General features: G+C 68.7%; 22 protein-coding genes. 14 read left to right on the top strand and 8 right to left on the bottom strand.

What is annotated here, in order from left to right; translation table 11 throughout:
• Positions 1 to 13: 13 nt before the first annotated feature.
• Positions 14 to 2,353 carry a protein kinase gene (locus H6717_17480; GenBank protein MCB9578825.1) on the bottom strand — a complete coding sequence of 780 codons (2,340 nt, stop codon included), beginning with the start codon at positions 2,351 to 2,353 and terminating at the stop codon, positions 14 to 16.
• A gap of 101 nt (positions 2,354 to 2,454) precedes the next feature.
• Here H6717_17480 and murA point away from each other — a divergent pair, with 101 nt between their 5' ends.
• Complete coding sequence (gene murA, locus H6717_17475) at positions 2,455 to 3,726, top strand: UDP-N-acetylglucosamine 1-carboxyvinyltransferase (protein ID MCB9578824.1); 1,272 nt, start codon at positions 2,455 to 2,457, stop codon at positions 3,724 to 3,726.
• Positions 3,723 to 4,349, top strand: coding sequence for an ATP phosphoribosyltransferase (locus H6717_17470; protein ID MCB9578823.1), 627 nt, complete (start codon positions 3,723 to 3,725; stop codon positions 4,347 to 4,349). Before murA ends, H6717_17470 begins: the two co-directional genes overlap by 4 nt.
• Position 4,350: 1 nt before the next feature.
• Here the strand turns inward: H6717_17470 and H6717_17465 are convergent, their stop codons facing one another.
• Entirely contained in the window at positions 4,351 to 5,172 is an 822-nt protein-coding gene (locus H6717_17465) for a PhnD/SsuA/transferrin family substrate-binding protein (GenBank protein ID MCB9578822.1), read from the bottom strand.
• A 120-nt stretch (positions 5,173 to 5,292) separates the two neighbouring features.
• On the opposite strand from H6717_17465, the gene H6717_17460 reads away from it, so the two are divergent.
• Positions 5,293 to 6,156, top strand: a complete 864-nt coding sequence (locus H6717_17460) for a hypothetical protein (protein MCB9578821.1) — start codon at positions 5,293 to 5,295, stop codon at positions 6,154 to 6,156.
• A gap of 7 nt (positions 6,157 to 6,163) precedes the next feature.
• Here H6717_17460 and H6717_17455 read toward each other — a convergent pair whose 3' ends face one another.
• From H6717_17455 to H6717_17445, 3 genes are all read right to left on the bottom strand, one after another.
• Complete coding sequence (locus H6717_17455; GenBank protein ID MCB9578820.1) at positions 6,164 to 7,093, bottom strand: SUMF1/EgtB/PvdO family nonheme iron enzyme; 930 nt, start codon at positions 7,091 to 7,093, stop codon at positions 6,164 to 6,166.
• 67 nt (positions 7,094 to 7,160) lie between these two features.
• The gene (locus tag H6717_17450; protein MCB9578819.1) at positions 7,161 to 7,670 is read right to left on the bottom strand and encodes a helix-hairpin-helix domain-containing protein; all 510 of its coding nucleotides are present in this window, start codon (positions 7,668 to 7,670) and stop codon (positions 7,161 to 7,163) included.
• A gap of 107 nt (positions 7,671 to 7,777) precedes the next feature.
• The gene (locus H6717_17445; GenBank protein ID MCB9578818.1) at positions 7,778 to 8,014 is read right to left on the bottom strand and encodes a hypothetical protein; all 237 of its coding nucleotides are present in this window, start codon (positions 8,012 to 8,014) and stop codon (positions 7,778 to 7,780) included.
• A gap of 181 nt (positions 8,015 to 8,195) precedes the next feature.
• Between H6717_17445 and H6717_17440 the strand changes: the two genes are divergently transcribed.
• The 4 genes from H6717_17440 (at position 8,196) to H6717_17425 (ending at position 11,905) form a co-directional block, all read left to right on the top strand.
• Complete coding sequence (locus tag H6717_17440) at positions 8,196 to 9,668, top strand: hypothetical protein (GenBank protein ID MCB9578817.1); 1,473 nt, start codon at positions 8,196 to 8,198, stop codon at positions 9,666 to 9,668.
• A gap of 124 nt (positions 9,669 to 9,792) precedes the next feature.
• A complete protein-coding gene (locus H6717_17435; GenBank protein ID MCB9578816.1) occupies positions 9,793 to 10,890 on the top strand; it encodes a DUF362 domain-containing protein in 1,098 nt (365 codons plus the stop codon).
• Positions 10,891 to 11,068: 178 nt separating this feature from the next.
• On the top strand, positions 11,069 to 11,524 hold the full coding sequence (locus H6717_17430; GenBank protein MCB9578815.1) for a hypothetical protein: 456 nt from the start codon (positions 11,069 to 11,071) through the stop codon (positions 11,522 to 11,524).
• A gap of 57 nt (positions 11,525 to 11,581) precedes the next feature.
• A complete protein-coding gene (locus H6717_17425) occupies positions 11,582 to 11,905 on the top strand; it encodes a hypothetical protein (GenBank protein MCB9578814.1) in 324 nt (107 codons plus the stop codon).
• A gap of 379 nt (positions 11,906 to 12,284) precedes the next feature.
• Here H6717_17425 and H6717_17420 read toward each other — a convergent pair whose 3' ends face one another.
• Positions 12,285 to 12,851 carry a J domain-containing protein gene (locus H6717_17420; protein ID MCB9578813.1) on the bottom strand — a complete coding sequence of 189 codons (567 nt, stop codon included), beginning with the start codon at positions 12,849 to 12,851 and terminating at the stop codon, positions 12,285 to 12,287.
• Positions 12,852 to 13,001: 150 nt separating this feature from the next.
• On the opposite strand from H6717_17420, the gene H6717_17415 reads away from it, so the two are divergent.
• Complete coding sequence (locus tag H6717_17415; protein ID MCB9578812.1) at positions 13,002 to 13,718, top strand: hypothetical protein; 717 nt, start codon at positions 13,002 to 13,004, stop codon at positions 13,716 to 13,718.
• Between the two features lie 4 nt (positions 13,719 to 13,722).
• On the opposite strand, the gene H6717_17410 is transcribed toward H6717_17415, so the two are convergent.
• Positions 13,723 to 13,968, bottom strand: coding sequence for a hypothetical protein (locus H6717_17410; GenBank protein ID MCB9578811.1), 246 nt, complete (start codon positions 13,966 to 13,968; stop codon positions 13,723 to 13,725).
• A gap of 157 nt (positions 13,969 to 14,125) precedes the next feature.
• Between H6717_17410 and H6717_17405 the strand changes: the two genes are divergently transcribed.
• From H6717_17405 to H6717_17395, 3 genes are all read left to right on the top strand, one after another.
• Positions 14,126 to 15,997, top strand: coding sequence for a hypothetical protein (locus tag H6717_17405; protein MCB9578810.1), 1,872 nt, complete (start codon positions 14,126 to 14,128; stop codon positions 15,995 to 15,997).
• A 59-nt stretch (positions 15,998 to 16,056) separates the two neighbouring features.
• A complete protein-coding gene (locus H6717_17400; GenBank protein MCB9578809.1) occupies positions 16,057 to 18,114 on the top strand; it encodes a WD40 repeat domain-containing protein in 2,058 nt (685 codons plus the stop codon).
• 176 nt (positions 18,115 to 18,290) lie between these two features.
• Positions 18,291 to 19,256 carry a hypothetical protein gene (locus tag H6717_17395; protein ID MCB9578808.1) on the top strand — a complete coding sequence of 322 codons (966 nt, stop codon included), beginning with the start codon at positions 18,291 to 18,293 and terminating at the stop codon, positions 19,254 to 19,256.
• Between the two features lie 9 nt (positions 19,257 to 19,265).
• Here the strand turns inward: H6717_17395 and H6717_17390 are convergent, their stop codons facing one another.
• Entirely contained in the window at positions 19,266 to 20,048 is a 783-nt protein-coding gene (locus H6717_17390; protein ID MCB9578807.1) for a YihY/virulence factor BrkB family protein, read from the bottom strand.
• Between the two features lie 177 nt (positions 20,049 to 20,225).
• Between H6717_17390 and H6717_17385 the strand changes: the two genes are divergently transcribed.
• The 3 genes from H6717_17385 to H6717_17375 all read left to right on the top strand — a co-directional run bounded on the left by H6717_17385 (position 20,226) and on the right by H6717_17375 (position 22,233).
• Positions 20,226 to 20,645, top strand: a complete 420-nt coding sequence (locus tag H6717_17385) for a YjbQ family protein (protein MCB9578806.1) — start codon at positions 20,226 to 20,228, stop codon at positions 20,643 to 20,645.
• Positions 20,642 to 21,136: a hypothetical protein gene (locus H6717_17380; GenBank protein ID MCB9578805.1), complete on the top strand. Its 495-nt coding sequence runs from the start codon at positions 20,642 to 20,644 to the stop codon at positions 21,134 to 21,136. The genes H6717_17385 and H6717_17380 overlap by 4 nt, the downstream gene beginning before the upstream one ends.
• A gap of 71 nt (positions 21,137 to 21,207) precedes the next feature.
• On the top strand, positions 21,208 to 22,233 hold the full coding sequence (locus H6717_17375) for an alpha/beta hydrolase (protein MCB9578804.1): 1,026 nt from the start codon (positions 21,208 to 21,210) through the stop codon (positions 22,231 to 22,233).
• The last annotated feature ends 1 nt before the right edge of the window (position 22,234 follow it).

Genomic DNA, 22,234 nt, shown 5'->3' with positions numbered 1-22,234 from the left:
AGGGTTTGTGGCCTCAGGGCAGGTCGAGGGCCCCGCGGAGGCTCGCGTTGGCTCGGGCGATGCGCGATTTCACTCCCTCGAGCTCGGGCCGCGCGGCGAGGGGCTCCAGCAGCGGACAGCGCTCGAGCCAGACGAGGTCCGCGAAGCCGAGGCCGGCGAGCGCCTCGAGGTGCCGCAGGGCGGCATCGCCGTTGGCGACCCAGGCCGAGATCTCGGCGGCCAGCTGATGCTTGAAGGCGACGAAGCGGGGCGTCTCGTCGCCGCGTACGAATTGGTCGTGGACGAAGGCGCGCTCCTCCGGCGACAGGCTGCCTCGGGCCACGAAGCTCTGGACCAACCGCACGTAGTGCACCGCGTTGATCTCCGGCGCGCCGCCGAGATCCGGCAAGGCCGCCACCCGCTCGCGACTCTCGGGGTGCCATAGGGCCAAGCGGGCACCGAGGGCCGCGGCGCTGATGCGGGCGTCGTCGTCTTCCGGCGGCACGCCGAGGAGCGTGTCGACCTCGGACCAGCGCCCAGCGAGGCCCAGCGCTCGAGCGATGGCGAAGCGATTGCGCAGCGCGGGCTCGAGGGACGCCGCCAGGCGATGGCGCGCGACGCCGCCGTCGATGTCACCCGCCTCCAGCAGAAGATCGGCGTACAGCTCGTGCGCCTCCGCCAGCGCCGGCGCCCTCTCCAGCGCCTGGCGCGCGTGGCGCGCGGCGCTCTCGAGGTCGAGCTCCACCGTGCGCACGGAAGCGACGGAGAGCCACGGCTCGCCGCGTTCCGGCGCCTTGGCCAGAGCGCGCTCTGCCAGCGCCCGCGCCTGTCGGCCCAGCGCCACGCCACCTTCCTGGTACCACTGCCGCGCTCGCGCGCGGGCATGAGCGGAGAGGATCGAGGGATCGTCCGGTGCCAATGCTTCGGCTTCGGCCAACAGCCGCACCGAGCGCTCCACCGAGCCTTGCCACAAGCGGTGATAGTGGGCGCGGCCTTCCAGATAGAGCTCGACGGCGCGCGCGTTCTTCGGCGCCGAGCGCTGCCGCTCCGGACCTTCCACCGTGAGGGCGTCGGCGATCGCACTCGCTGCTTCGTCGCTGACCGAGAACAGATCCGCCTTCTCGCCGTCGAAGCGCTTGGCCCACAGCTGAAAGCCGTCGGCCACGCTCATCAGACGCACGGTGATCCGCACGCTGTCGCCAGCACGGCGCAAGGAGGCGTCCACCACGACCTCCACCTGGAGCTCGCGCCCGACGTGCCGGGGATCGGCGTCCTCGCCGCGATAGGCCATCACCACGCCCCGCGGTCGCACCCTGAGCCCGGGCGTCATGCTCAGGTTGTCGATGAGATCTTCCATCAGGCCGTCTGCCAGGTCGCGGTCCTCCGCGGAGCTGCGAAAGGGCAACACGGCCAGCGTCTTGTCCCCGTCTTGGGTGACGTTGTCGGGCGCGCGCGGCTGGGGCACCGAGGCGATGGGCTCGTCCAGCGTGGGGGCCAACGCCGACAACGCCACCGCCACTTGATCCACGCTGTCGAAGCGGGCGTGGCGTTCGCGCGCCATGCAGCGCCGTACGATCTGCGCCAGAGGCAGCGGCAAGTCACCGACGCGGGTGCTCGGGTCCGGTGCCTCTTGGGTCAGCCGCGCGGCGGCGATGGAATAGGCGGACTGGCCGCAAAAGGGCAGCTCGCCGGTCAGCATCTCGAACAGCATCACCCCCAGCGCGTACACGTCGGCGCGGCCGTCCAGCTCGCGCGCCCCTTCTACCTGCTCCGGCGCCATGTACGCGGGCGTGCCCACCACGCCGCCCAAGGTCTTGCCGTCCGCCTCGTGATCCTCCCGCACCGTGGCCACGCCGAAATCGGTGATCACCACGCGACCGCCCCGCTCCAGCATCACGTTGTCCGGCTTCAGATCACGGTGGATGATGCCGACGGCGTGCGCTGCGGCGAGGCCGGCGCACACGGCGGTGGCGATGGCACCGGCTCGCTGCGGCGAGAGTCGGCCCTCGCGCGCCACGATGCTGGCGAGGGACTCGCCGTCCACGTACTCCATGGTCAAGAAGTGCTGTCCGTCGTGCTCGCCGATGTCGAAGGTGCGCGCCACGTTCACGTGAGTCACGCGGCGAGCCAGCTTCACCTCCCGACGGAAGCGCTCGATCGCGCGGTCGCTTTCCGTCAGATCGCTCTTCAGCATCTTCAGGGCGACAATCTCGGCGAGCTCGCGGTCCCGCGCGCGATACACGCTGCCCATGCCGCCGGTACCGAGCAGTCCCAAGAGCTCGTAGCGGTTGGATAGCAGCGTGTGCTCCTGAGTACCTGCTGCCCCCGTGGAGCCCCAGGAGACCATGCCAACGGTGTCGTCGTCGCTGCTCATCGGCACGAAGGAACCAAGCCTACCCGCCGAGTCGCTGTCGGTCCACGAGGGTCGGTTGGGCTTGCGGCCGAACGGGGTCGAGCGTAGGTCCCGGAGCGACGATGGACGCCATCCGTATTCGAGGAACCAAGCGCCTGGAAGGCCGCATCCGCGTGGGTGGCGCCAAGAACGCAGCCCTGCCCATCTTGTGCGCCACGCTGCTCTCCGACGGTGAGAGCTTGCTGCGCAACGTCCCAGCGCTGCGAGACATCGATACCAGCGCCGCGCTGCTCGGCTTCTTGGGTCGGCAAGTGGACGTGAGCACGCCGGAGGTGCGGGTCCGCGCTTCCGGCGGCGACGTGCGGCCGGAGGCGCCCTACGAGCTCGTGCGCCAGATGCGCGCCAGCGTCATGGTGCTGGGGCCGCTGGTAGCCCGCTACGGCCGGGCCAAGGTGAGCCTTCCGGGCGGCTGCGCCATCGGCGCGCGTCCCATCGACCAGCACCTCAAGGGTTTGGAAGCGCTGGGCGCGAAGATCCAGGTGGAGCACGGCTATGTGGTCGCGGAAGCGCCGCGGCTCACGGGCGCGGAGATCGTGTTCGATCTTCCGACCGTCACCGGCACGGAGAACCTGATGATGGCCGCGGCGTTGGCCAAGGGTCGCACGACGCTCGTCAACTGCGCCCGGGAGCCCGAGGTGGAAGAGCTCGGCCGCGTGCTCAACAAGATGGGCGCGCGGGTGGAGGGCGCCGGAACCGCGGTGATTCACGTCACCGGTTCGGACGAGCTCGAGCCCTTCGACCACGCGGTCATCTCCGATCGCATCGAAGCGGGCACCTTCATGGCGGCGGTGGGGGCGGCCGGGGGCGACGTGCTGCTCGAGAACGCGCCAGTAGAAGACCTGGAGCCCGTGGTGGTGAAGCTGCGCCAAGCGGGGCTCGAGATCGAGCGCGAGGGCGAGCACGCCCGGGTGCGTCGCCTGGGCGAGCTCCGCGCGGTGGACGTGACCACGGCGCCGCACCCCGGCTTCCCCACTGACATGCAGGCGCAGTTCATGGCCATGATGTGCGTGGCCACTGGCCGCAGCGTGCTCACGGAGACCATCTTCGAGAACCGCTTCATGCACGTTCCGGAGCTGAATCGCATGGGCGCGGAGATCGAGATCCGCAACAACACCGCCTTCGTGACCGGAGTGGATCGGCTCTCCGGCGCGTCGGTGATGGCCACGGATCTCCGAGCCAGCGCCTCCCTGGTCATCGCCGGCTTGGTGGCGGAGGGGGAGACCTTGGTGCGCCGCGTGTACCACCTGGATCGCGGCTACGAGCGCATCGAAGAGAAGCTCGCCGGCGTGGGCGCCGACATCGAGCGCGTCGGCGTCGAGGGCCACGTTCCGTGAAGCCGCTGACCCTGGCGGTGCCCAAGGGTCGCGTGACGCGCTCGCTGGTGGAGCTCTTCGAGCGCGCCGGCATTCCTGCGGCCGAGCTGCTCGCGGACGACCGCCGGCTGCGCCGCGAGTCGGACGACGGCTCTTTGAGCTTCCTGCTGCTCAAGCCGGATGACGTACCCACCTACGTGGAGTACGGCGCCGCGGATCTCGGAGTCAGCGGGCGGGACGTGCTGCTCGAGCGGCGCTACGATCTCTATCAACCGCTGGATCTCGGCATCGGCCGCTGTCGCATGGTGGTGGCCGGTCCCAAGGGCGTGGAGCCACCGGCGGCGCCGCGGGTAGCCACCAAGTACGCGCGTATCGCCAGCGATCACTTCGCTCGCCGCGGGGTGCCAGCAGAGGTGATCTACGTGCAAGGTTCGGTGGAGCTCGCGCCGCTGGTCGGCTTGAGCCACCTGATCGTGGACCTGGTCGAGACCGGAACCACGCTGGTGGAGAACGGCCTCGAGGAGCGGGAGCGCGTGGCCGACGTCTCGAGCCTGCTGGTCGCCAATCGCGCGCAGTACAAGCTGCGCCACGCGGAGGTGCGTCCGCTCATCGAGCGACTGCGCAAGGCGGCCACTCGAGGGTGACTCAGCGGCGTTCGCGGATGAGGTAGCGACCCAGGGCCTCGAGGTGAGCGAGGTGGGCGCGCTCCGCGGGCACGAAACGCTTGGCGGAGAACAGCGTGCTCATCGCGTCCAACAGCTCGTCGTCCGGGGTTTCCAAGGCGCGAGCGATGGCCGTGCGGCTGTGTGGCGGCAGGTTCTTGGCCGCCGCCAGCACGTCTCCCGGAATGGGGCCAGCGCGTTTGAGCTCCCGCACCCGAGCGCCTCCCCAGCCCGCTCGCAGGAGCTCGCCGTCGGCATCCAGATGCATGTAGGTCGCGCCCACGGCGCGAGGGTCGGCGAGCACTGCGCGGACCACGTCCTCGTGGCTCTCGGTGAAGCGCTCGCTCTCGAAGCCGCGATCGGGATCGAAGCCTTCCGCCCGCAGCGCCGCGCGGATCACCAGATAGCCGGAGGCGCTGTCCCCCGCGACCCACACCGCGCGGGCACGCCTCAGATCCGCGAGCGTTCGGATCTCCGAGTCGGGTCCCGTGAAAAGCGCCGTCCAGAACCACGGTGTTTCGCCGCGCACCGGCAGCGCTACCGGCAGCGCTTCGTCCCTCAGCGCGGAGAGCGCCACCACCGGCGGTAGCCACGCCAGATCCACCTCTCCCAGATGCAGACGCCGCAGCAGACGATCGTAGCGGGGTGCGGCGTAGGGCGTGATGCCGAGGCCGGTGCTCTGGCTCAAGGCCTCGCAGAACGCGTCGAGCTCACCGCGGGTCGGCCCTGGTGCGCTCACACCCCGCCGCTTGGTGCGTCGACCGAGCTCGCTCAGCGCGACGCCCATCCGGAGCTTCTCCGCCACCCTGGGGTTATCGCCTCGGTGGCGCGCGGTTGGAAGCACCGTTGGTTTTTTGTTGGTGCGGCGCGAATCCCGGCACCAACTCTTCCGCACTTCGAGCGCCCTGCTACACTCCCGTCACACATGGTTTGGATCAAGTTCACGCTCCTGTCCGCCGGCGCGCTGTGCGTGCTCGTCGCTTGCAGCAAGGACACCGTCGGGGAGCGGGGCTATCGCGGCGCGTTGCCCCCCGGCTGTACGGGGACGACGAGCGCGGCCCTGGGCACCGACGACGCGGGTGACGGCGACGCCGCGGGAGCCAGCGGCGGCGGCGCCGCGGGAGCGAGCGCCGACGCCGGCAGCGACGCCGCCGCGCCGGACGCGTCCAGCGCGACCGGCGGCTGCGGCGGCGGGACCGGAGGGGCCGCCGGCGCGGACGCCGCAGCGCCGACGGTGAGCTTCGGCGTGTCGGGCTGCGTCGTGACGCAGAGCTGCGATCTGGACTTCGGCTACCAGTGCAACGGGTACAACGCGAAGTTCAGCCCGACGGACGTGCAGCAGAGTTGCAACGGCGGCGGGTACGCCGAGCTGCCCTGCACCACGGTGGACGGAGTGGGCGCGTGTGCCGCGGAGAACGGCAATCAGTGCACCGTGAGCGTGTTCTACGGACCGCTCTACGACTCGACCAGCGCGGCGAACCAATGCCAGAGCCTGGGGGGCCGCTTTGCACCGACGACGGGCTGCGGGAAGGTGACCCAGAGCTGCGATGGCCGGAGCATCAACGGCGCCTGCGCCGACTACGACAAGGGCTACGACGCGGCCGCGGTGAAGGCGGGCTGCGGCAGCGGGAAGTACGCCACTTCGGAGTGCGATCGGAAGAAGGCGGTGGGCGGCTGCATGAGCCTGGCTTCGGACCGCTGCGCGGTGGTCTGGTACTACCCTCCAGAAGACGACAAGAGCGTGGCGCAGCGTTGCCAGACCGAGGGCGCTCTTTTCGTGGCGCCGTGAGCTCGCCTCAGAGCGGGTCCTGACAGCAGCGAAAGCTCACGAAGTAGTAGCGAAACTCCGGCTCGTGACTGGTGGTCACGGGGCGGCAGGCGTTGCGCACGTGTCCCCAGGCGCCGCCTTTGAGGGCGGCGAACACGGCCCGCTCCTTGGGCCGGTCGTGGTCGGCCATCGTCCATTCGTCCACGTTGCCGGTGAGGTCGTAGACGCCGTAGTCGCTGACGCACTCCGGGCGCTCACCACTTCGGACCCCTTGCCACAAGCGATCCAGCTCGGGCCCACTGACGGCGGGATCCTCGGAGTAGATCTTCTTCAGGCTCGGGTTGATCCAGCGGTTGTCGATGTTGCACTTCTTGGCGGAGCGCTCCCAACCGTAGGGGAACGGCTTTTCGTCCGGACCCTCGCAGGCGGCGACCCACTCGCTCTCGTAGCAGAGGCGCTTGCCCAGCGCGGAGCACTCCCCCATGGCGTGATACCAGTCGATCATGACCGGGGGCTTGCCGCCCTTCTCGTTGGGGAACTCGTACTTGTCGATGCAGAAGTCGAGCGGGACGCGCGACGCCTTGCACTCGTTCTCCCCCTCCTTGAAGCGATGGCACAGCGTGATGTGATTGCTCTTGTCGTACTCGCTCTTCAGACAAGTGCGCTCCATCTGCGGGCAGAAGTCTTTTTTGACGTGCACCATGCCCGGCGGACAGGGGGCGGGGGGCGCGGCCGCCTCGGCGCCGGCCGAGGCGGCGGCGTCCGGCGCGGCGGGCTCGGCGGCGGCGGGCACGGACGCCTGCGGCGGCGCCGGCTCCTGGCGCCGCCGCGCAGGGCGCGCGGGCTCGGTGCACGAGCCGGCTCCCAGCACGAGCACGCCGGAGACGAGGAGGACGCTGGCGGCTGGGCGCGCCCACCGGGCGCGCCCAGCGCGCCCGGTGGCGAGCGCGGAAGTCACTTCGCGCTCTGCTTACCACTGCTCGGTCATTTCAGCAGTAGCAACGCCCGCAGATCTCGGAGCTACGTCATCTGCCGGCCGGAGCCGACGCGCCGCCGTCGGCGGGCTCGGGCGGGTCCAGCACCAGGTGCGGACGCATTCTTCGGAGGCTTCGCGGCCCGATGCCGCGCACGCGGAGCAAGTCCTGGATGCGGCGGAATCGTCCGAGACGTTCGCGGAGCTTGACGATCGCTTCGGCGCGCCGGGCGCCCACTCCCGGCAATTTGCGGAGCTCGTGCGCGTCGGCGCGGTTCAGGATCACGCGGCCATCGGCGGTGATCCCGCCGGTGGATGCGGGCGCCGGGGCGCCCGCATCCACCGGCGCCGGCACGGCCGGCACGCTCGGCGGTGCCAACCACGCTTTGCCCAGATCGGCAGTGAGCGCCATTTGCGTCGCCGGCAACTCTGCGTCCAGGCCGCGCAGCGCGGCCACGAAACCGATGCCACTCAGGATCACGAGTCCCAGAGCGCCGGCCGCGAGCTTGAGCGCGATGGGCACCCAAGCGCTGGCGCGCAGGTCCGCCAGCGCTTGGGCCATCGGGCTGGGGGCCGCAGAGCGACCCCCAGCTGCCGAGGGCGACTGAGATCCGGACGTCGGCTCGGCGCTGGGACCGAAGCACGATGTTGCGGTCTCCATGGCGCCCCTCAGGAAAGCTCGACGATGGGAGCGGCTTCGGCGTGACCGTTGCTGCGCTTGAGACCGGGACCGGCGTTGTCCTCCCGCGGCACGAAGTCCCTGATCTGGCACTCGCCGTTCACGGGCACGGACTCGAGCTTCACGTTGAGGGAGCCGTCGCGATTGACGAAGGCCACGCCGATGCGGTTCCAGTAGCTGCGGCCGTCGCGTTCGGTGATGTTGTAGACGATCTTGAAAGTGCTCATGACGATGTTCCTTCCAGGCCCCGAGGGTTCTTGTGGGGCTCTGGCAGAGGGCCATTGCGAGCGCCGTGCCGCCGGTGGAGGCCCAAGAAACACGGCAAAAATGCCCTCAGCCACCTGGCGAAACGGCGGTTCGCCGGCGGCGATCGCCAGCTGGGGTCGGCTTCGGCCATGATGGGCGCCCATGCCGGGTGAACGACAGGCGGCGCTGGTGCGCGAGGCGAGCGTTCGCATCGCGCGGCGTGGCCTTCGGCTCCTGGCCCGCACCTGGGTGGTGCTCACCCTGGTGAGCGTGGCGGCGCAGCTGTACTCGACGCACCTCCTGCAGGTGTCTTCCGTGGCCACCGAAGAGAAGGCCGGCATGCTGCTGGCGCTCTTGTTCGCCAACCTGGCGTACCTGGCGATCTACGTGGTGCTCTCGTTGCCGCTCACCGTGGGCGCGCTGCGCGTCACGCGGGTCCCGCCCCAGACCCGAGCTCTGGGGCCGTCGCTGGCGGCGACCCTGGGCTTTGGTGCCAGCGCCGTGCTCACGCTCGTGCTCTTGCTCAGCAACTTGGCGACGGACGAAGCGCGCACCGCTTCCGAGGCCACGGTGCAGAGCTACTGGGTGCTGTTGGCGCTGGCGCGCATCGTGGCCCTCGTGGGCCTGGCGCTGGCCCTGATTCGTCTCGCACGCTTTGCCAAGGCGCCGCTGTCGTCCTTGCGGGGAGGCGCGCTGATGGCGCTCGCCGCCATTGATTCGCTGATCCCGCTGTGGCGCGTGCTCTCCCACGCGCCGCCGGCGCTGCAGCTCGAGCACCCGTGGCTGTACCGGGCCCTGCTCACGTCCATCCAGCTCGCCTTGGCGCTGCTGTTGGTGCAGACCTTGAGCCAGGTGCGCGCCGCGCTTGCGCCCTTCGAGGAGAAGGAGCCAAAAGCGCCGGCGGAAGCAGAGCCGGAAGCAGAGCCGGTAGCGCCGCCCGCGGAGGAACCGGAAGAACCGGAGCCGGCGGAAGAAGAGCCGGAACCGGAGCCGCCCGCGCCGTCCGTTCGCGATGATTCCGCGGCGGACCGACATCCTCCCGAACCCACCAGCCCCGGACGTCGGCTGGCGGCGGTGATCTTGGTGGCCCTGTCCCTCACGGTGCTGCCGCTGTGGGACGCCAGCTGGCACCACGTGGTGGCCGGGCGCCACGCCTGGCCCTGGGTGCTGCTCGCCGTGGCAGTCGTGGGTTCACTGTTGTTGCACCGAACGCTGAGCAGTCGGCCCTACGCGGCACGCTTGGTGTTTCTCTTGCTGGCAGGGATCGCGGGGGCGTACACGCTGGTCTCCCTCGCGGAAGTAGCGACCGCGCGCAGCCAGAGCATCGACGCGTGGCCGGTGTGCGAGACCGCTACGGGCGTCGATGGCGAGTACATCGATCTCGATCAGCTGCCGATCCACGACAACGTGGAAGGACCGAAGCTCGAGACGGGGGAAGCCTGCGTGCTCGCGGCGGAGCGCCGGAACGAGCACCGGCAGCGTTACCCCCACGGCAACCTGCAGGACGGCATCGTTCAGATCGCGATCCGCTTCCCCTTCGATCGCGGGCGCTTCTTGTGGGGCACCGGGCTCGAGCTCCTGGCCCTGGCGCTGGCGGGCTTCTGGGTGTTCCGCGCAGCGACCCCGGAGCCGTGAGCCAACCCCTCGATATCCCGGAAGATTGTCCCCAGTCCCGGTGCGGCGCCGCGTTTGCGGGTTGTTTGCGGGGTCGCAGGCTGCATGTTACCCCCTGATTTCGGTCAACACGACTGGAGGAACCATGTCCGATCGCTCGTCCTCGCCCTCGGAGCTCTCGCGCCGCGCCCTGCTCGGCAGCGCCGCCGTCGCCGGAGCTGCGGCCACGCTCGGTCGCGCGCTCCCCGCCTTCGCCGAAGGGCTCCCCAAGGCCGAAGATCTGACCGCCAAGCGTCCCAAGGGCTTCGTGCCCATGGCAGCGCCCGGCAAGGTCGTGAAGGTGGCCGCCAAGGGCGACTTCAAGTCGATCATGCAGCCCAACCTGCTGTGGCCCAAGGCGGACGTCGCCAAGCGCCTGGTGGAGAAGGCGCTGATGGAGTTCACCGGCGCGCCCAACATCGTGGAGGCGCTCGGCAAGTTCATCCACAAGGACGACATCGTGGCCGTCAAGCCCAACGGCATCGCCGGACAGAAGGGCTACACCCAGGCCACCAACTACGAGACCGTGCTGCCCGTGGTGGAAGGGCTCATCAAGCTCGGCGTGAAGCCCGAGAACATCATGGTGTACGAGCAGTACCCCACGTACCTCATGGGCTGTCGCATCAACGTGCGCCAGTGGAAGCTGCCCGACGGCGTGCAGACCGCGACGCACAACAACAAGAACCACCCGATGCAGGACGTGCGCATCTACCAGGGCATTCCCACGCGCTACAGCAAGATGCTCCTGGACGCGACGGCGGTGATCGACATGTCCATGATGAAGGACCACTCGATCTGCGGCTACACCGGGTGCCTCAAGAACATCACCCACGGCAACGTGAACAACCCGCACGATCACCACGCGCACCAGGCCAGCCCGCAGATCGCGATGCTGTACAACCACCCCATCGTGACCAGCCGCGTGCGCCTGCACATCACGGACGCCTTCAAGATCACCTACGACCGCGGGCCGCTGGACAAGGATCCCAACACCCGCATCCCGCACGGCGCCGTGTACGTGTCCACGGATCCCGTGGCCCACGACGTGGTCGGCTGGCAGGTGATCGACGCCGAGCGCAAGAAGCGCAACATCAAGAGCTTGAAGGAGTCCAAGCGCGAGCCGCGCTACATCCAGACTGCCGGCGAGCTCGGTCTCGGCGTGGCGGACTTGAACCAGATCCGCCTCAAGACCTACGAGATCTGATATCGCCCAGGGAGGGCCTCTACGAATTCTTGTCGGTCCGCCGCGGAACCACCCTCGCGCTCGGTTCCGCGCCGTCCCGACAAACAAGGAGGGCGCTGCTGCGTCTGCGGCAGAGAGCCGGCTGTAAGCTCCGGCTGCGGACGCCGTTGTCAGGAACATGGCGTCGAGCTCCGCGAAAATGCCGCTGTCCGTCGCGCTGGGGCGGAGCGCCCTGCCGATCGTCGTGTGGCTCGGGTTCGCGGCCTGGATGCTCGTCGATTGGCGGTCTGACCCCTACGATCCGACGCTCACCGGGACCCGCGCCTACGGCCACAATGGCGACGGTAGTCTGTGGTGGCTCGCAGTGAGCTTGGTCGAGCTGGCCGTGTTGATGGCGGTGACCTGCCCGTTCTTGCGACAGCGTCCGCGTTGGTTCTTCGTCCTGCCCATGGTCGCCCTCCTGCCGTTCGCGGGCTGGTTCGTGTTGAACGCCATGGGCAGCATGCACGGCGGCGGCGTGACCTTCGTACACCTGTTCTGGCTCTTGGCGCTGGGCGCGCTGCTGGTGCTCGAGACGATCCTGAGCGGCGTGTCGGCGCTGTCCGGCCGCGCCGGATCTCGAGGAGCACGGGTCGAGGGCCAATCCGTCGAGTAGGGCCTGGCACAGTCCGGCACGAATCCGCGGGCATGGAAGCTGCACGGTTTTGGGCCCGTGCGACAGCGATGGTCCGTGCTGGCAGTGATGACCCTCGGCCTCCAATGGGTGGGCTGCGGGTCATCTTCGCAGGACGACGTCTCGTCCAGCGCCGCCCCACCCGAGCTTGGGACGGGAGGCAGTGACTCCCGGGGCGACGACTGCACTTTGTGCAGCATCTACCAGTACTGCACTGGCGACGACCTGATCGAGCAGCTCAACAATGATACGTACTGCGATGGCGTCGTGACGCATTGCGAGCACGGTTGCCTCACGCACCCGTGGGGTATGTCCGCTTCCGCCCGCGGCAACGGCACCCAAGGCGTATTGCTGCACTGTTGATGGACGTTGCGGAGTCTCCGGCAAGTACGCTGGAGAGCCGGACTGCGTCAGCGCCGAGCCGAGCGCGCCGCTCGACGCCACCTGCCCTGAATGGGATTCGCATCCGGGATGCTGCCGGACCGACGGGATCTGCGGGGTCGTCGATCCCGCTCCTGGAGCGGGCTGTGTTGCCGGCGCGGAGCTCGGCCTCGAGACCACGTACTGCGGGGGCGGCCCCGCAGACGCCGGTGCCGGCCCCCCAGACACCGGCGCCGCCCTCGACGCCAACCCGGACTAATCCAAGGGGGCGAACGCGGCAGGGCGGTCTTTGGCAGGATCAGTGTCGCGCGCAGCGCCAGCAGGTGGGCACGTTGCGGAGTAGAACAAGTCCCCGAGGAATCTACAAATGCGCCGCGCTGATGGGTTGCGGCGGGCAGTCTGCTCCGCACAGCACCGTGAGCGACCGCGGTCGGCTCTGGGCGATGAGGCCCAGCGCGATGACGGCGGCGATGGCCAGCACCACGCCGTGACGGCGCGGCGGCCAGCGGCGGAGCGCGCCGTCGAGCTCGCTCAGGGGGCGCGCGGGCCAAGGGTGGATCGACTCGAGCAGCGCACGGAGCTCGCCGCTCAGGCGTGAGCGGTGCTGCTTGGGCGGCTGCACCCAATCCGCGGGACCCCGAGGGCGCGCAACGCGGCGCGGGTTGGCTCTTTCGCTCTGGTCCCGGCGCACGTGACGACGATGGCGATCGTAGGCGGCGCGGCGGTGGGCATCGAGCAGCACGCCGGCGGCGACGTTGAGACGCGCGGTCTGTGCTTCGGCTTCTTGGTGGCGGTTGAGATCCGGATGGCTTTGGGCGACGAGGCGCCGGTATGCGCGGCGGATTTCTTCGGAAGTAGCGGTATCTCGGACCTTCAGCACTGCGTACAGATCGACATCGAGCACTTCCGGTCCGAATCGCATCGTCATCCTCCAGGTTCCGCCAGCCGTCAGGGTGCAGACAGTCGCGTTCCACGGAAGTTCCCGGCTGGTGAAAATCGGCCCCACGCCCGGCCAAATACTGGGAGAAGTCGCGGGAATCGTTGCTCGGGGGGGCGGCATCCCGCATCATTTCCAGGCGTGTCTCGTCCAATCCGCATGCCCCTGGGGCGGACTTTGCTGCTGTGTCTCTTGGGCTTCGGTCTCGTCGGCTGCGGCTCGTCCACCCAGACCCAGCCGCCGGGGGTGCCCCCCACGCCCAAATCGGTGTCGGTCGCGGAACCCGGGGGCGACGCCCACGACGCGCACTGGGCCGCCCTCACCCGGCAGCTGTCCCAGCCCTGGGGCGAGCGCAACGACAAGGACGATCAGATCCTGTTGCCGCTGCCGGACTGGGAGCACTGGAAGCGCGTGCGCTACTGGGGCGTGAGCCACTTCGTGGGCTTCCGTTACGGCGACGATCACCATGTGGTGGCCATCGGTTTCGTGTTGGACGTTCCCAAGGGCTCGCCTACGGACGCAGACACTTGCATGCGCCACTTCGAATCCTGGGCGCGGCCGCAAATGCGCGGGTACGAGGTCAAGCTCACTCCCATCCGTGGACACGAGACCGCCTGGCGTGGCAAGCCCATCATCGTGAAGTCCGTGGATGGCTACGTGGACACGGCATTCTCTCGAAAGAAGTTCTCCGCCGCCTGGGCGGCGATCCCGGCTTACCCGGACGCCTGCTTCATCTATGCGATGGCGGTTCCCTGGCGCGACCACGAGGAGCTGGCCCGGAAGGTGCGGGACCGCTGGGTGCAGGAAGCCTTCGACAAGGTGAAGCCCCTGACGGAGCTGCATCCCGAGCGCAAGTGACCGCTCAGAAGGACACGGCGATGCGCGCCACGACGTACACGCACAGCGCGACCAGCCACAGCGCGGCTCGGCGCTTCATGCCCTCTTCCATTCCCCAGTAGGGGGCCAGGGGCGGCACCAGGAAAGCGACGGCGCCGCGCCAGCGGGGGTGGCGGGCGGTGAGGCCGGCAATCAGGGCCACGTGCACCGTCACGAGCAGCGCGAAAGAGCCGACCAGGCTGGCGAGGAGCACGAAGTCCACGGGGGCCATCATAGCGCCCGTGCCGGGGCCGCGAAGCCCCGTGGCCTGCCGTCGGGGGCTTTTCCGGAACGAAATCCGGCCCCAGATTGTCCGCTCCTTGGTCGCCCCGGAAAGCTCTGCCGCTTTTGGCGGACCTCTCGTGGCCCCCTGCTAGACTCGGCCCCCCGTGCGTCCCACAACCAGTCTCGTCGTCGCCGCCGCCCTCACGGGCATCCTCGCCCCACTTCCCTTCATCGGAGCTGCCCGCGCGGAAGGCATCGCCAACCGCTCCAACGTGATGTCCGTGAAAGACATCAAGCCGGGCATGAAGGGCTACGGTCTCACCGTCTTCGAAGGCACCAAGCCGGAGAAGTTCGACGTCGAAGTGATCGACGTACTGAAGAACTTCCAGCCGCGCCAAGAGCTCATCCTGATCAAGACGAAGCATCCGCGGCTGGAGGTGGCCAAGGTCGTGGCCGGCATGAGCGGTAGCCCCATCTACCTGAACGGCAAGATGATCGGCGCCTATGCGTATGGTTGGACCTTCGGCGCGGAGCCGGTGGCCGGCGTCACGCCGATCCGCAACATGCTCGACGAGTTGGCGCGACCGCTGCCCGCCACGATAGACGGCTGGCCGCTGCACGTGCTGCCCAAGGGGCAGAAGCAGGCCAAGAGCTCGGCACGCTCCCAGAACCGCTACGCCGGGCGCCTGGAAGACTACGACGTTCGCAAGCACGGCAAGCAGATCGCCAAGGCCAAGGCGGTGCGCCTGCCCGGCAAGTCGAGCCCCGTCACTCCCGTGGCCACGCCGCTCTTGATCGGTGGCATGAGCGCGAGCTCCATCGCGATGGCCAAGGACCTGCTCTCGCCGCTCGGCCTCGAGCCGCTGCAGGCCGGCGGCGGAGGTGGCGTGGAGCCGAATGCCCCCACCCGCTACGAAGACGGCGGCGCCATCGGCGTACAGCTGATCCGCGGCGACATGAGCGCCATGGGGCTCGGCACCGTGACGCGGGTGGAAGGGGACAAATTGGTCGCCTTCGGTCACCCCATGATGCAGTCCGGCGTCACGGCGCTGCCCACGGCCGTGGGCAAGGTGCTCTGGTTTTTGGCCAGCGACATGCGCTCGTTCAAGATCGGCATGCCGGTCCGGCCGGTGGGCGCTCTGGTGAACGATCGCCTGGCTGCCATCGTGGTGAGCCATTCCGCCCGGGCGCCGGTGATTCCGGTGCACCTGCACATCAAGGGCGTGAAGGGCGCGCCCTACTCGGACTGGGATTTCGAGGTCGCGCACGAGAAGTTCATGACGCCCTCGTTCATGTCCATCGCGCTCGGCAGCGCGCTGCAGGCGACCGCTGCGGAGCGGCAGGACGTGAGCTGGACCGCCAAGAGCACCCTCAAGATCAAGGGGCACGGCAGCATCACGTTGGAGGACTACGGCGTCGCCATCGGCGGCACTCCGGATCCGAACGACTTCGTGCGTTCCAGCTTGGTCCGCGCCGTGGGCGCGATCATGAACAACCCCTGGGAGCCGGCGTTGGTCGAGAGCGCGAACATGGAGATCGAGCTGCGCTACACGCGGGACATCCTTCGTCTGCGCGGAGCGGAGCTCCTCGACTCCGAGGTGCAGGCCGGGCAGCCTGCGCGCATTCGGCTCACGCTGGTGCCCTACGCGGGCAAGACGCAGACCCGCGTCATCACGGTTCCGCTTCCGGCGCACCTCGCCGGCAAGACCGTGCAGCTCGAAATCACGCCGGGCTACACGGAGAAGAAAGAGAAGGCGGACGCCGAGAACCTGGACGCGCTCATCCGCAACATGGAAGACGCGACCTACCCCATCAAGAGCATCGTGGTGACCTACTCCGCGGGAGACGGCGCCGTGGCCTTCAAGGGCCACGTGGTGAAGAATCTCCCGGCCGGCGCCATGGACACCATTCGTCCCACCACTGCCTCGGTGGCTCCGGAACCCTTCAAGAACGAGACCCGAGTGGTGGTGCCGCTCGGGGAGTTCATGGTCGGCACGGACCGACTGGACGTCGACGTCAAGCCGGTGTTGCGGTAAGCCCCGCGTTTCTTTCAAAACAGCTCAGAGCCAGTCAAGTTCTTCCAGGTAGATTTTCGATGATCCAACAGCGCTTTGGTCAGGCCGTGCTCGGCCTCGGGGTGGTTCTGCTCGGGCTTGCGGCGGCGTCGGACGCCGGGGCCGTCGGCACACGCCGCTTCGTCCTCGACGTGGGCGACGACTTCAAAGGGGGCGACCTCAAAGGGGTGGCCGTCGATTCCATCGGCCGCGTGCGTGCCGGTCTGAACCTGGGCAGCACGCCGGTCACGGAGGGTACCGCCATCTGGGCAGTGCTACCGCGGGCGGACGGCTCGGTGCTGCTCGGCACCGGCAACGACGGCAAGCTGCTCGAGGTGAAGGGCGCCAAGGTCAGCGTTGCGGCGGAGACCAAGTCGCTGATCGTCACTTCGCTGGCGGAAGCCTGGGGCGGCACCGTGGTGCTGGGCACCCTGCCCGACGGCAAGGTGATGAAGTACGAGCGCGGCAAGGTCTCGGATCTGGCCACCCTCAAGGACAGCGAGCACGTGTGGCAGGTCGCCTTCGACAAGAAGAGCAACGCCGTGTTCGCGGCCACCGGTCCGAACGGCAAGCTCTACCGCATCACCGCGGGCGGACAGGCGCAGGTGTACTTCGATGCTCCGGAGCAGCACCTGATGAGCGTCGCGGTGGCGCCGGATGGCACCGTCTACGCGGGCGCCAGCGACAAGGCCAAGCTGTACAAGATCACCGGCCCCGGCCGGGCGACGGTGCTGTACGACTTCGGGCGCACCGAGGTGCGTGCCATCGCCATCGGCAAGAAGGGCGAGGTGTACGCCATCGCCAACGAGATCAAGACCGGTAGCTACGCGCCGTCCAAGCGCAGCGGTTCGTCCAAGGACGTTGCCGGCCCGGTGCCCAAGCCGCCCAAGACGAAGGGCAAGGGCACGCTGTACCGCTTCGAGCCGGATGGCTCGCCGGACCAGCTGCTGGACGACAAGGACGAACACTACGTGAGCCTGGCGGTGGCGGACGACGGCAAGCCCTACGTGGGCACCGGCGTGGAAGGTCGCGTGTACACGGTGGACGACGCCCACAACGCCGTCCTGGTGGCGGACACGGAAGAGCGTCAAGTCACCGCGCTGGCGCTGTCCGGCAAGAGCCGGTACATCGCATCCAGCGATCCGGCGGTGCTGCACCCGGTACGGGGCGTGGGTGGTCCGGACGCAGTGTGGACCAGCAAGGTGCTGGACGCCGGGCTGCGCGCCCGCTTCGGCATCATGAGCTGGCGCTCCACCGGGACCTTGGAGCTTTCCACGCGCACCGGCAACACGGAGGAGCCGGACGACACCTGGAGCGCCTGGAGCAACGGCGCAACGGCGCCGGGCAAGGTACAAAGTCCGGAAGGGCGCTTCTTTCAGGTGCGTGCCCGCTGGAGCCGGGATCCGGATGCGGTGCTGAGCGAAGTGAGCGTTCCCTTCCTCACCGACAATTTGCGCGCCACCATCACCGAGGTGACCACCGGCAGCTCCAGCAAGTCGTCGTCCAGCTCCAAGGACGCCGTGCACAAGAGCGGCAGCCCCATCGACAAGAAGCCCGAGAGCAAGGTGGAGCTGAAGTGGAAGGTGGAGAACCCGGACAAGGACGAGCTGCGCTTCCGCGTGCAGTATCGTCTGGTCGGTACCACCACCTGGTACGACATGCTCAAGCCCACGGAGAAGCTCACCAAGGAGAGCTACTCCTGGGACACCTCGGATCTGCCGGAGGGCGAGTACCGCGTGCGCGTGGTCGCCTCCGACGAGCTGTCCAATCCGCCCGATCGCGTGCGCAAGCACGAGCTCGAGAGCGGCGTGGTGCTGGTGGACAACACCGCGCCGCGCATCGAAAACCTCGGTGCCCAGGGTCGCAAGATCCACGGCCGGGCGATCGACGGCGTGGGCCCCATCAAGCGCATCGAGATTGCCGTGGCGGGCACGGACGAGTGGTATCCATTCTTCCCCAAGGACGGCATCTTCGACCAGCAGGCGGAGGACTTCGACGCGGACGTGTCGAGCTTCACGCCCAAGGGTCCCGTGATCATCGCCGTGCGTGTGTACGACAAGGGCAATAACTTCGTGGTTCGGAACCTGGCCCTGAAGTAGCGCGCGCCCACGCCTGGGTCGTCCACCACCGCCACCGCGACACCGCTGCCACACCCGCCTCTTCCGGCTCGCGCCAGAGGGGCGGGCTTGTTCAAGGATTCCGCGATCTTTTCCGTTCGGCACGACGTGTGCTCTACCTCCCAGAGGTGCTAAGTTTTCCGTTGGCCCTGCCAGTCATGCGTCGCCTGATCCAAGCTGCTCCCGCGCTGTTCGTCGCTCTAGGCGTCGCCGTCGGGTGTGCATCCATCGCGGAAGAGGGCGCCTCCACGGATGCAGGCTGCTACGGCCCGGCGTGCACACCGACGGACGCGGGTAAGGACCAGATCTCGGCGGACGTGCCCGTGCCCGATAGCGGCACTGAAGCCGGTCCTCCGACCATCAATCCTCTGTGCGGCAGCGGCTGCTTGCCGGACGACCCCTACTCCTGTGTCGGTGGATTCGCCGATGGCGGCGGGCCGTCGGGGGACGCTGGCGCGGGTCAAGCCTCCGCGGAGGCGGGGTTGCCGCCGCCCATGGCGGGCGCCGACGCCGGCGCCGGCGTGAGCGAGGCCGGCCCTGCGCCCGCGGCGGGCTGCTTCGTGAAGCGCGACGCCGGCGAGCCCGTCACCGAGTGCGCTCCCGCCGGGACCGGCGGCACGGCGGCGCCGTGCGTCTCGTCGTCGGACTGCGCTCCGGGGTTCGCGTGTGTCGGCGAGGGCAGCGCCGCCCAGTGCCGGCCCTTCTGCTGCAGCGGAGCGAGCGCGTGTGAGTCGGGAACGTACTGCGCGGAGCGCGGTCTTCGCGACGACTCCATGGGCGCGACGCCGCAAATGGTTCCGGTGTGCATCCAAGCCGACGACTGCAGCTTGGACGAGCCCTACCCCTGTCCGCCCAACAAGCAATGCAAGTGCAAGGAGGGCACGGCCTGCACAGTGGTGAGCTCCGACGGCACCACCAGCTGCGTCCAGCCCGGCACGGGCCAGGCCGGAGAGGCGTGCCCCTGTGCGCCGGGCCACGTGTGCTCCCTGGAAAAGAAGACCTGCATCAAGATCTGCTCCACGGACTCGGCGGCAGCGGAGTGTGGCAGCGGCAAGTGCCAAAGTGTGTCGTACCTGCCGAAGGGTTTCGGCGTGTGCGTGCTCACCGCGACGGACGGCGGCTGAGAGCACGCCTCAGGGCAGAACGCGGCTCAAGGGGCGGTCCTCGCGGCCTTCGAGCTGAGCGTTCAGCTCGGCGCCCACCAGCAGGGCGGCGCACCAGATCCAGAGCCAGAACAGCGCGATCGCCACGGCTGCGAGACCACCGTAGAACAGCGCAAAGCGCGCGAGCTCCTTGGCGTACACCACGAACAAGTACGAGGCCGAGCCGCCAATCCCCATGGTGAGGAACGCGCCGGGCCACACCCGCCGCTGCACCCCGGGGCGCAGCACGGCGATGCGGAAGAAGCCGGCCAGCGCGGTCGTGGCCCCGAGCAACAGCACCGCCAGCGCCAGCGCGTGACCCAGCGGCGGTCCGAAGCTCTGCCCGGCTTCCAGGCGATCGAGGATCGCCGAGGGGCCGCCGGCAGCGATCACGGCGATGGCACCGGTACCGACGAACATGCCGATGGTCGCCACCACACAGGCCATGGCGATGAGCCGCTTGCTCCACCACGCGCGTCGCCGCGCGTGCACCATTGTCTCGAACACGCTCATCAAGGTGTGGAATGCGCTGGCGGCGAGCCACAGCGTGCCCGCCAGCGCGAAGGGGGCGACGGCGCCGGCGCTGAAGCGCCCGACGTGTCGCAGGATGATGTTGTGCATCTCCGTGGGCGTGAGATCCAAGAGCAGCGACATGGAGCTCAGCGCTTCCGGGCTTTGGCGCAGCACCTGCGCGATGAGCCACCCGGCGAAGGCCATCATGGGGATGGAAGCCAGAAACAAGTTGAACGCCATGGCGCTCGCCGCACGGCTCACGTGATGGCGCCTCAGGCCCCGCCACAGCGCGTACGCCCCCCGCCTGAGCGGCCCGGCCCCGAAGAAGGCATGGGCACGGCTAGCGGTGGCCTGCCGGAGCTCTCGAGCGCGCTGTCGCATGGTGGGTTCGGCGAAGGGTCTGGCTTTCGGTCGCAAATGATCGCATAGGTCGACGCCGTGGCGGTACTTCAGGTGACCTTGGAGGTCTCTTCGGGAGGCCAGGGTTTCTCCGACATCACCCGAGAAGTGGCGGACGTGGTGCGGCGAAGCGGCGTGAAAACCGGCTTGTGCACCGTGTTCGTGCAGCACACCTCGGCCAGCCTGGTGATTCAGGAGAACGCCGATCCGGCAGTACTTCGGGATCTCGCCCGCTGGATGGGGGAGCTGGCGCCGGAGTCGCGGCGCTGGGAGCACGACGCCGAGGGTGCGGACGACATGCCCGCCCATGCCCGCTCGGCGCTCACGCGTACCTCGGAGAGCATCCCCGTCATGGACGGCCGCTTGGCGCTCGGCACCTGGCAGGGATTGTACTTGTGGGAGCACCGCGCGCGGCGGCACACGCGGCGCGTCGTCGTGCACGTTGCAGGAGAAGCATGAGCCTCATCATCACCGAGCCGACGCCCTTCGACGAAGAGTTCCTGGCGGATCTCCCGTACGACCCGTCGGTGTTGCTCTTCGATCAGATCCTCTCCATCGATCCCGCGGAACATCGCGTGCGCTGTCGCATGCCGACCGATCGCCCGATCCCGTTCACGGATCAGCAGCGGGCCCACGAGCTGCGTCATCCGCGCCACGTAGCCGGCGCCGCCATGATCCACGCCACCGGAATGCTCGGCTTCGTGCACGCCTACTACGTGCTCGGTCTGCGTCACCGTGAGGGCTGGATCGGCTACGGTACGCACATTCACAAGGGTTCGTTCCGCAAGCTGGTGCCGCCGGGAACGCCCATGGAGTGCGAGCTCACGGCTCCCAAGCTCCGGCTGGGCAAGGAGCGGCACTTCGTGCGCTATGCCTTCGCGTTCACCCATGAAGGCGAGCGCGCTTACGAAGGCGAGCAGACCGCCGTGTGGATGAAGGTTTCCGAGTAGGGTGTTGGTGCGGCGCGAGCTCCGTCCGGGACGGGCGTCGCGCCGGACCGACATGAGGTAGACTCTCGTTGATGGGCCCGCGCACGGATCGCTCGCTGACGGGGCTTTCGGGGAAGCTCCGGCGCCAGACCGGCGCCCTCCTGGTCGACAACTTCTTTCGCGGCATCTCGCGGGCCGGCAAGCTGCATCCGCATGCGCAGCCCCACCGGCACGACGTGGAAGTGCTGGAAGACGTGCCCTATCGCGACACGGGCCTCGGTGAGCATCGCTTGGACGTGTACCGCCCGGCGGGGATCCGTCGAGGCGAGCTCAGCCAGGCGCCGGTGGTGCTGTACGTGCACGGCGGTGGGTTTCGCATCCTGAGCAAGGAGACCCACTGGATCATGGGGCTCGCGTACGCGCGCCGGGGCTACTTGGTGTTCAACATCAGCTATCGCCTGGCGCCGCGGCACCCTTTCCCGGCGGCGGTGGAAGACGCGGGGGCAGCGCTTGCTTGGGTTCGGGACAACGCCGCGCGCTACGGTGGGGATCCCGAGCGGCTGGTGCTGGCGGGGGAGAGCGCGGGGGCGAATCTGGTCACGTCGCTTTCGTTGGTGACGAGCTATCGTCGCCCCGAGCCCTGGGCGCGGGAGCTGTTCGACTCCGGGATCTCCCCGAGAGCGGTGGTGGCGGCCTGTGGCATCTTGCAGGTTTCCGGTGTGGAGCGCTTCAAGCGCCGCTGGCCGCACATGAAGTCGTTCATCGAGGACCGTTTGCACGAGGTGAGCGACAGCTACCTGGGAGACCTCTCGCGCGTTCCCGAGGAAACGCGGGAGCTCGCGGATCCGCTGCTGGTCTTGGAGGAGGGCCGCAGGCCGGACCGCCCGTTGCCCGCGTTCTTTGCCCCGTGCGGGACCAAGGACCCGCTGATGGACGACACCCGCAGGTTGGCCGCCGCGCTGGAACGGATGGGGACGCCGTGCGAGGCACGCTACTACCCGGGTGAGCTCCATGCGTTCCACGCGCTGGTGTTTCGGCCGAACGCGAAGAAGTGCTGGAGCCACACCTACGGGTTTCTGGAGCGGCACGTCGGACACGTGCACGCCGCGCCCCGGTGAG

This window comes from Polyangiaceae bacterium (genome assembly GCA_020633235.1).
In the GTDB taxonomy this organism is placed as follows: domain Bacteria; phylum Myxococcota_A; class Polyangia; order Polyangiales; family Polyangiaceae; genus JACKEA01.
This window is presented reverse-complemented; position numbering and strand designations above follow the sequence as displayed.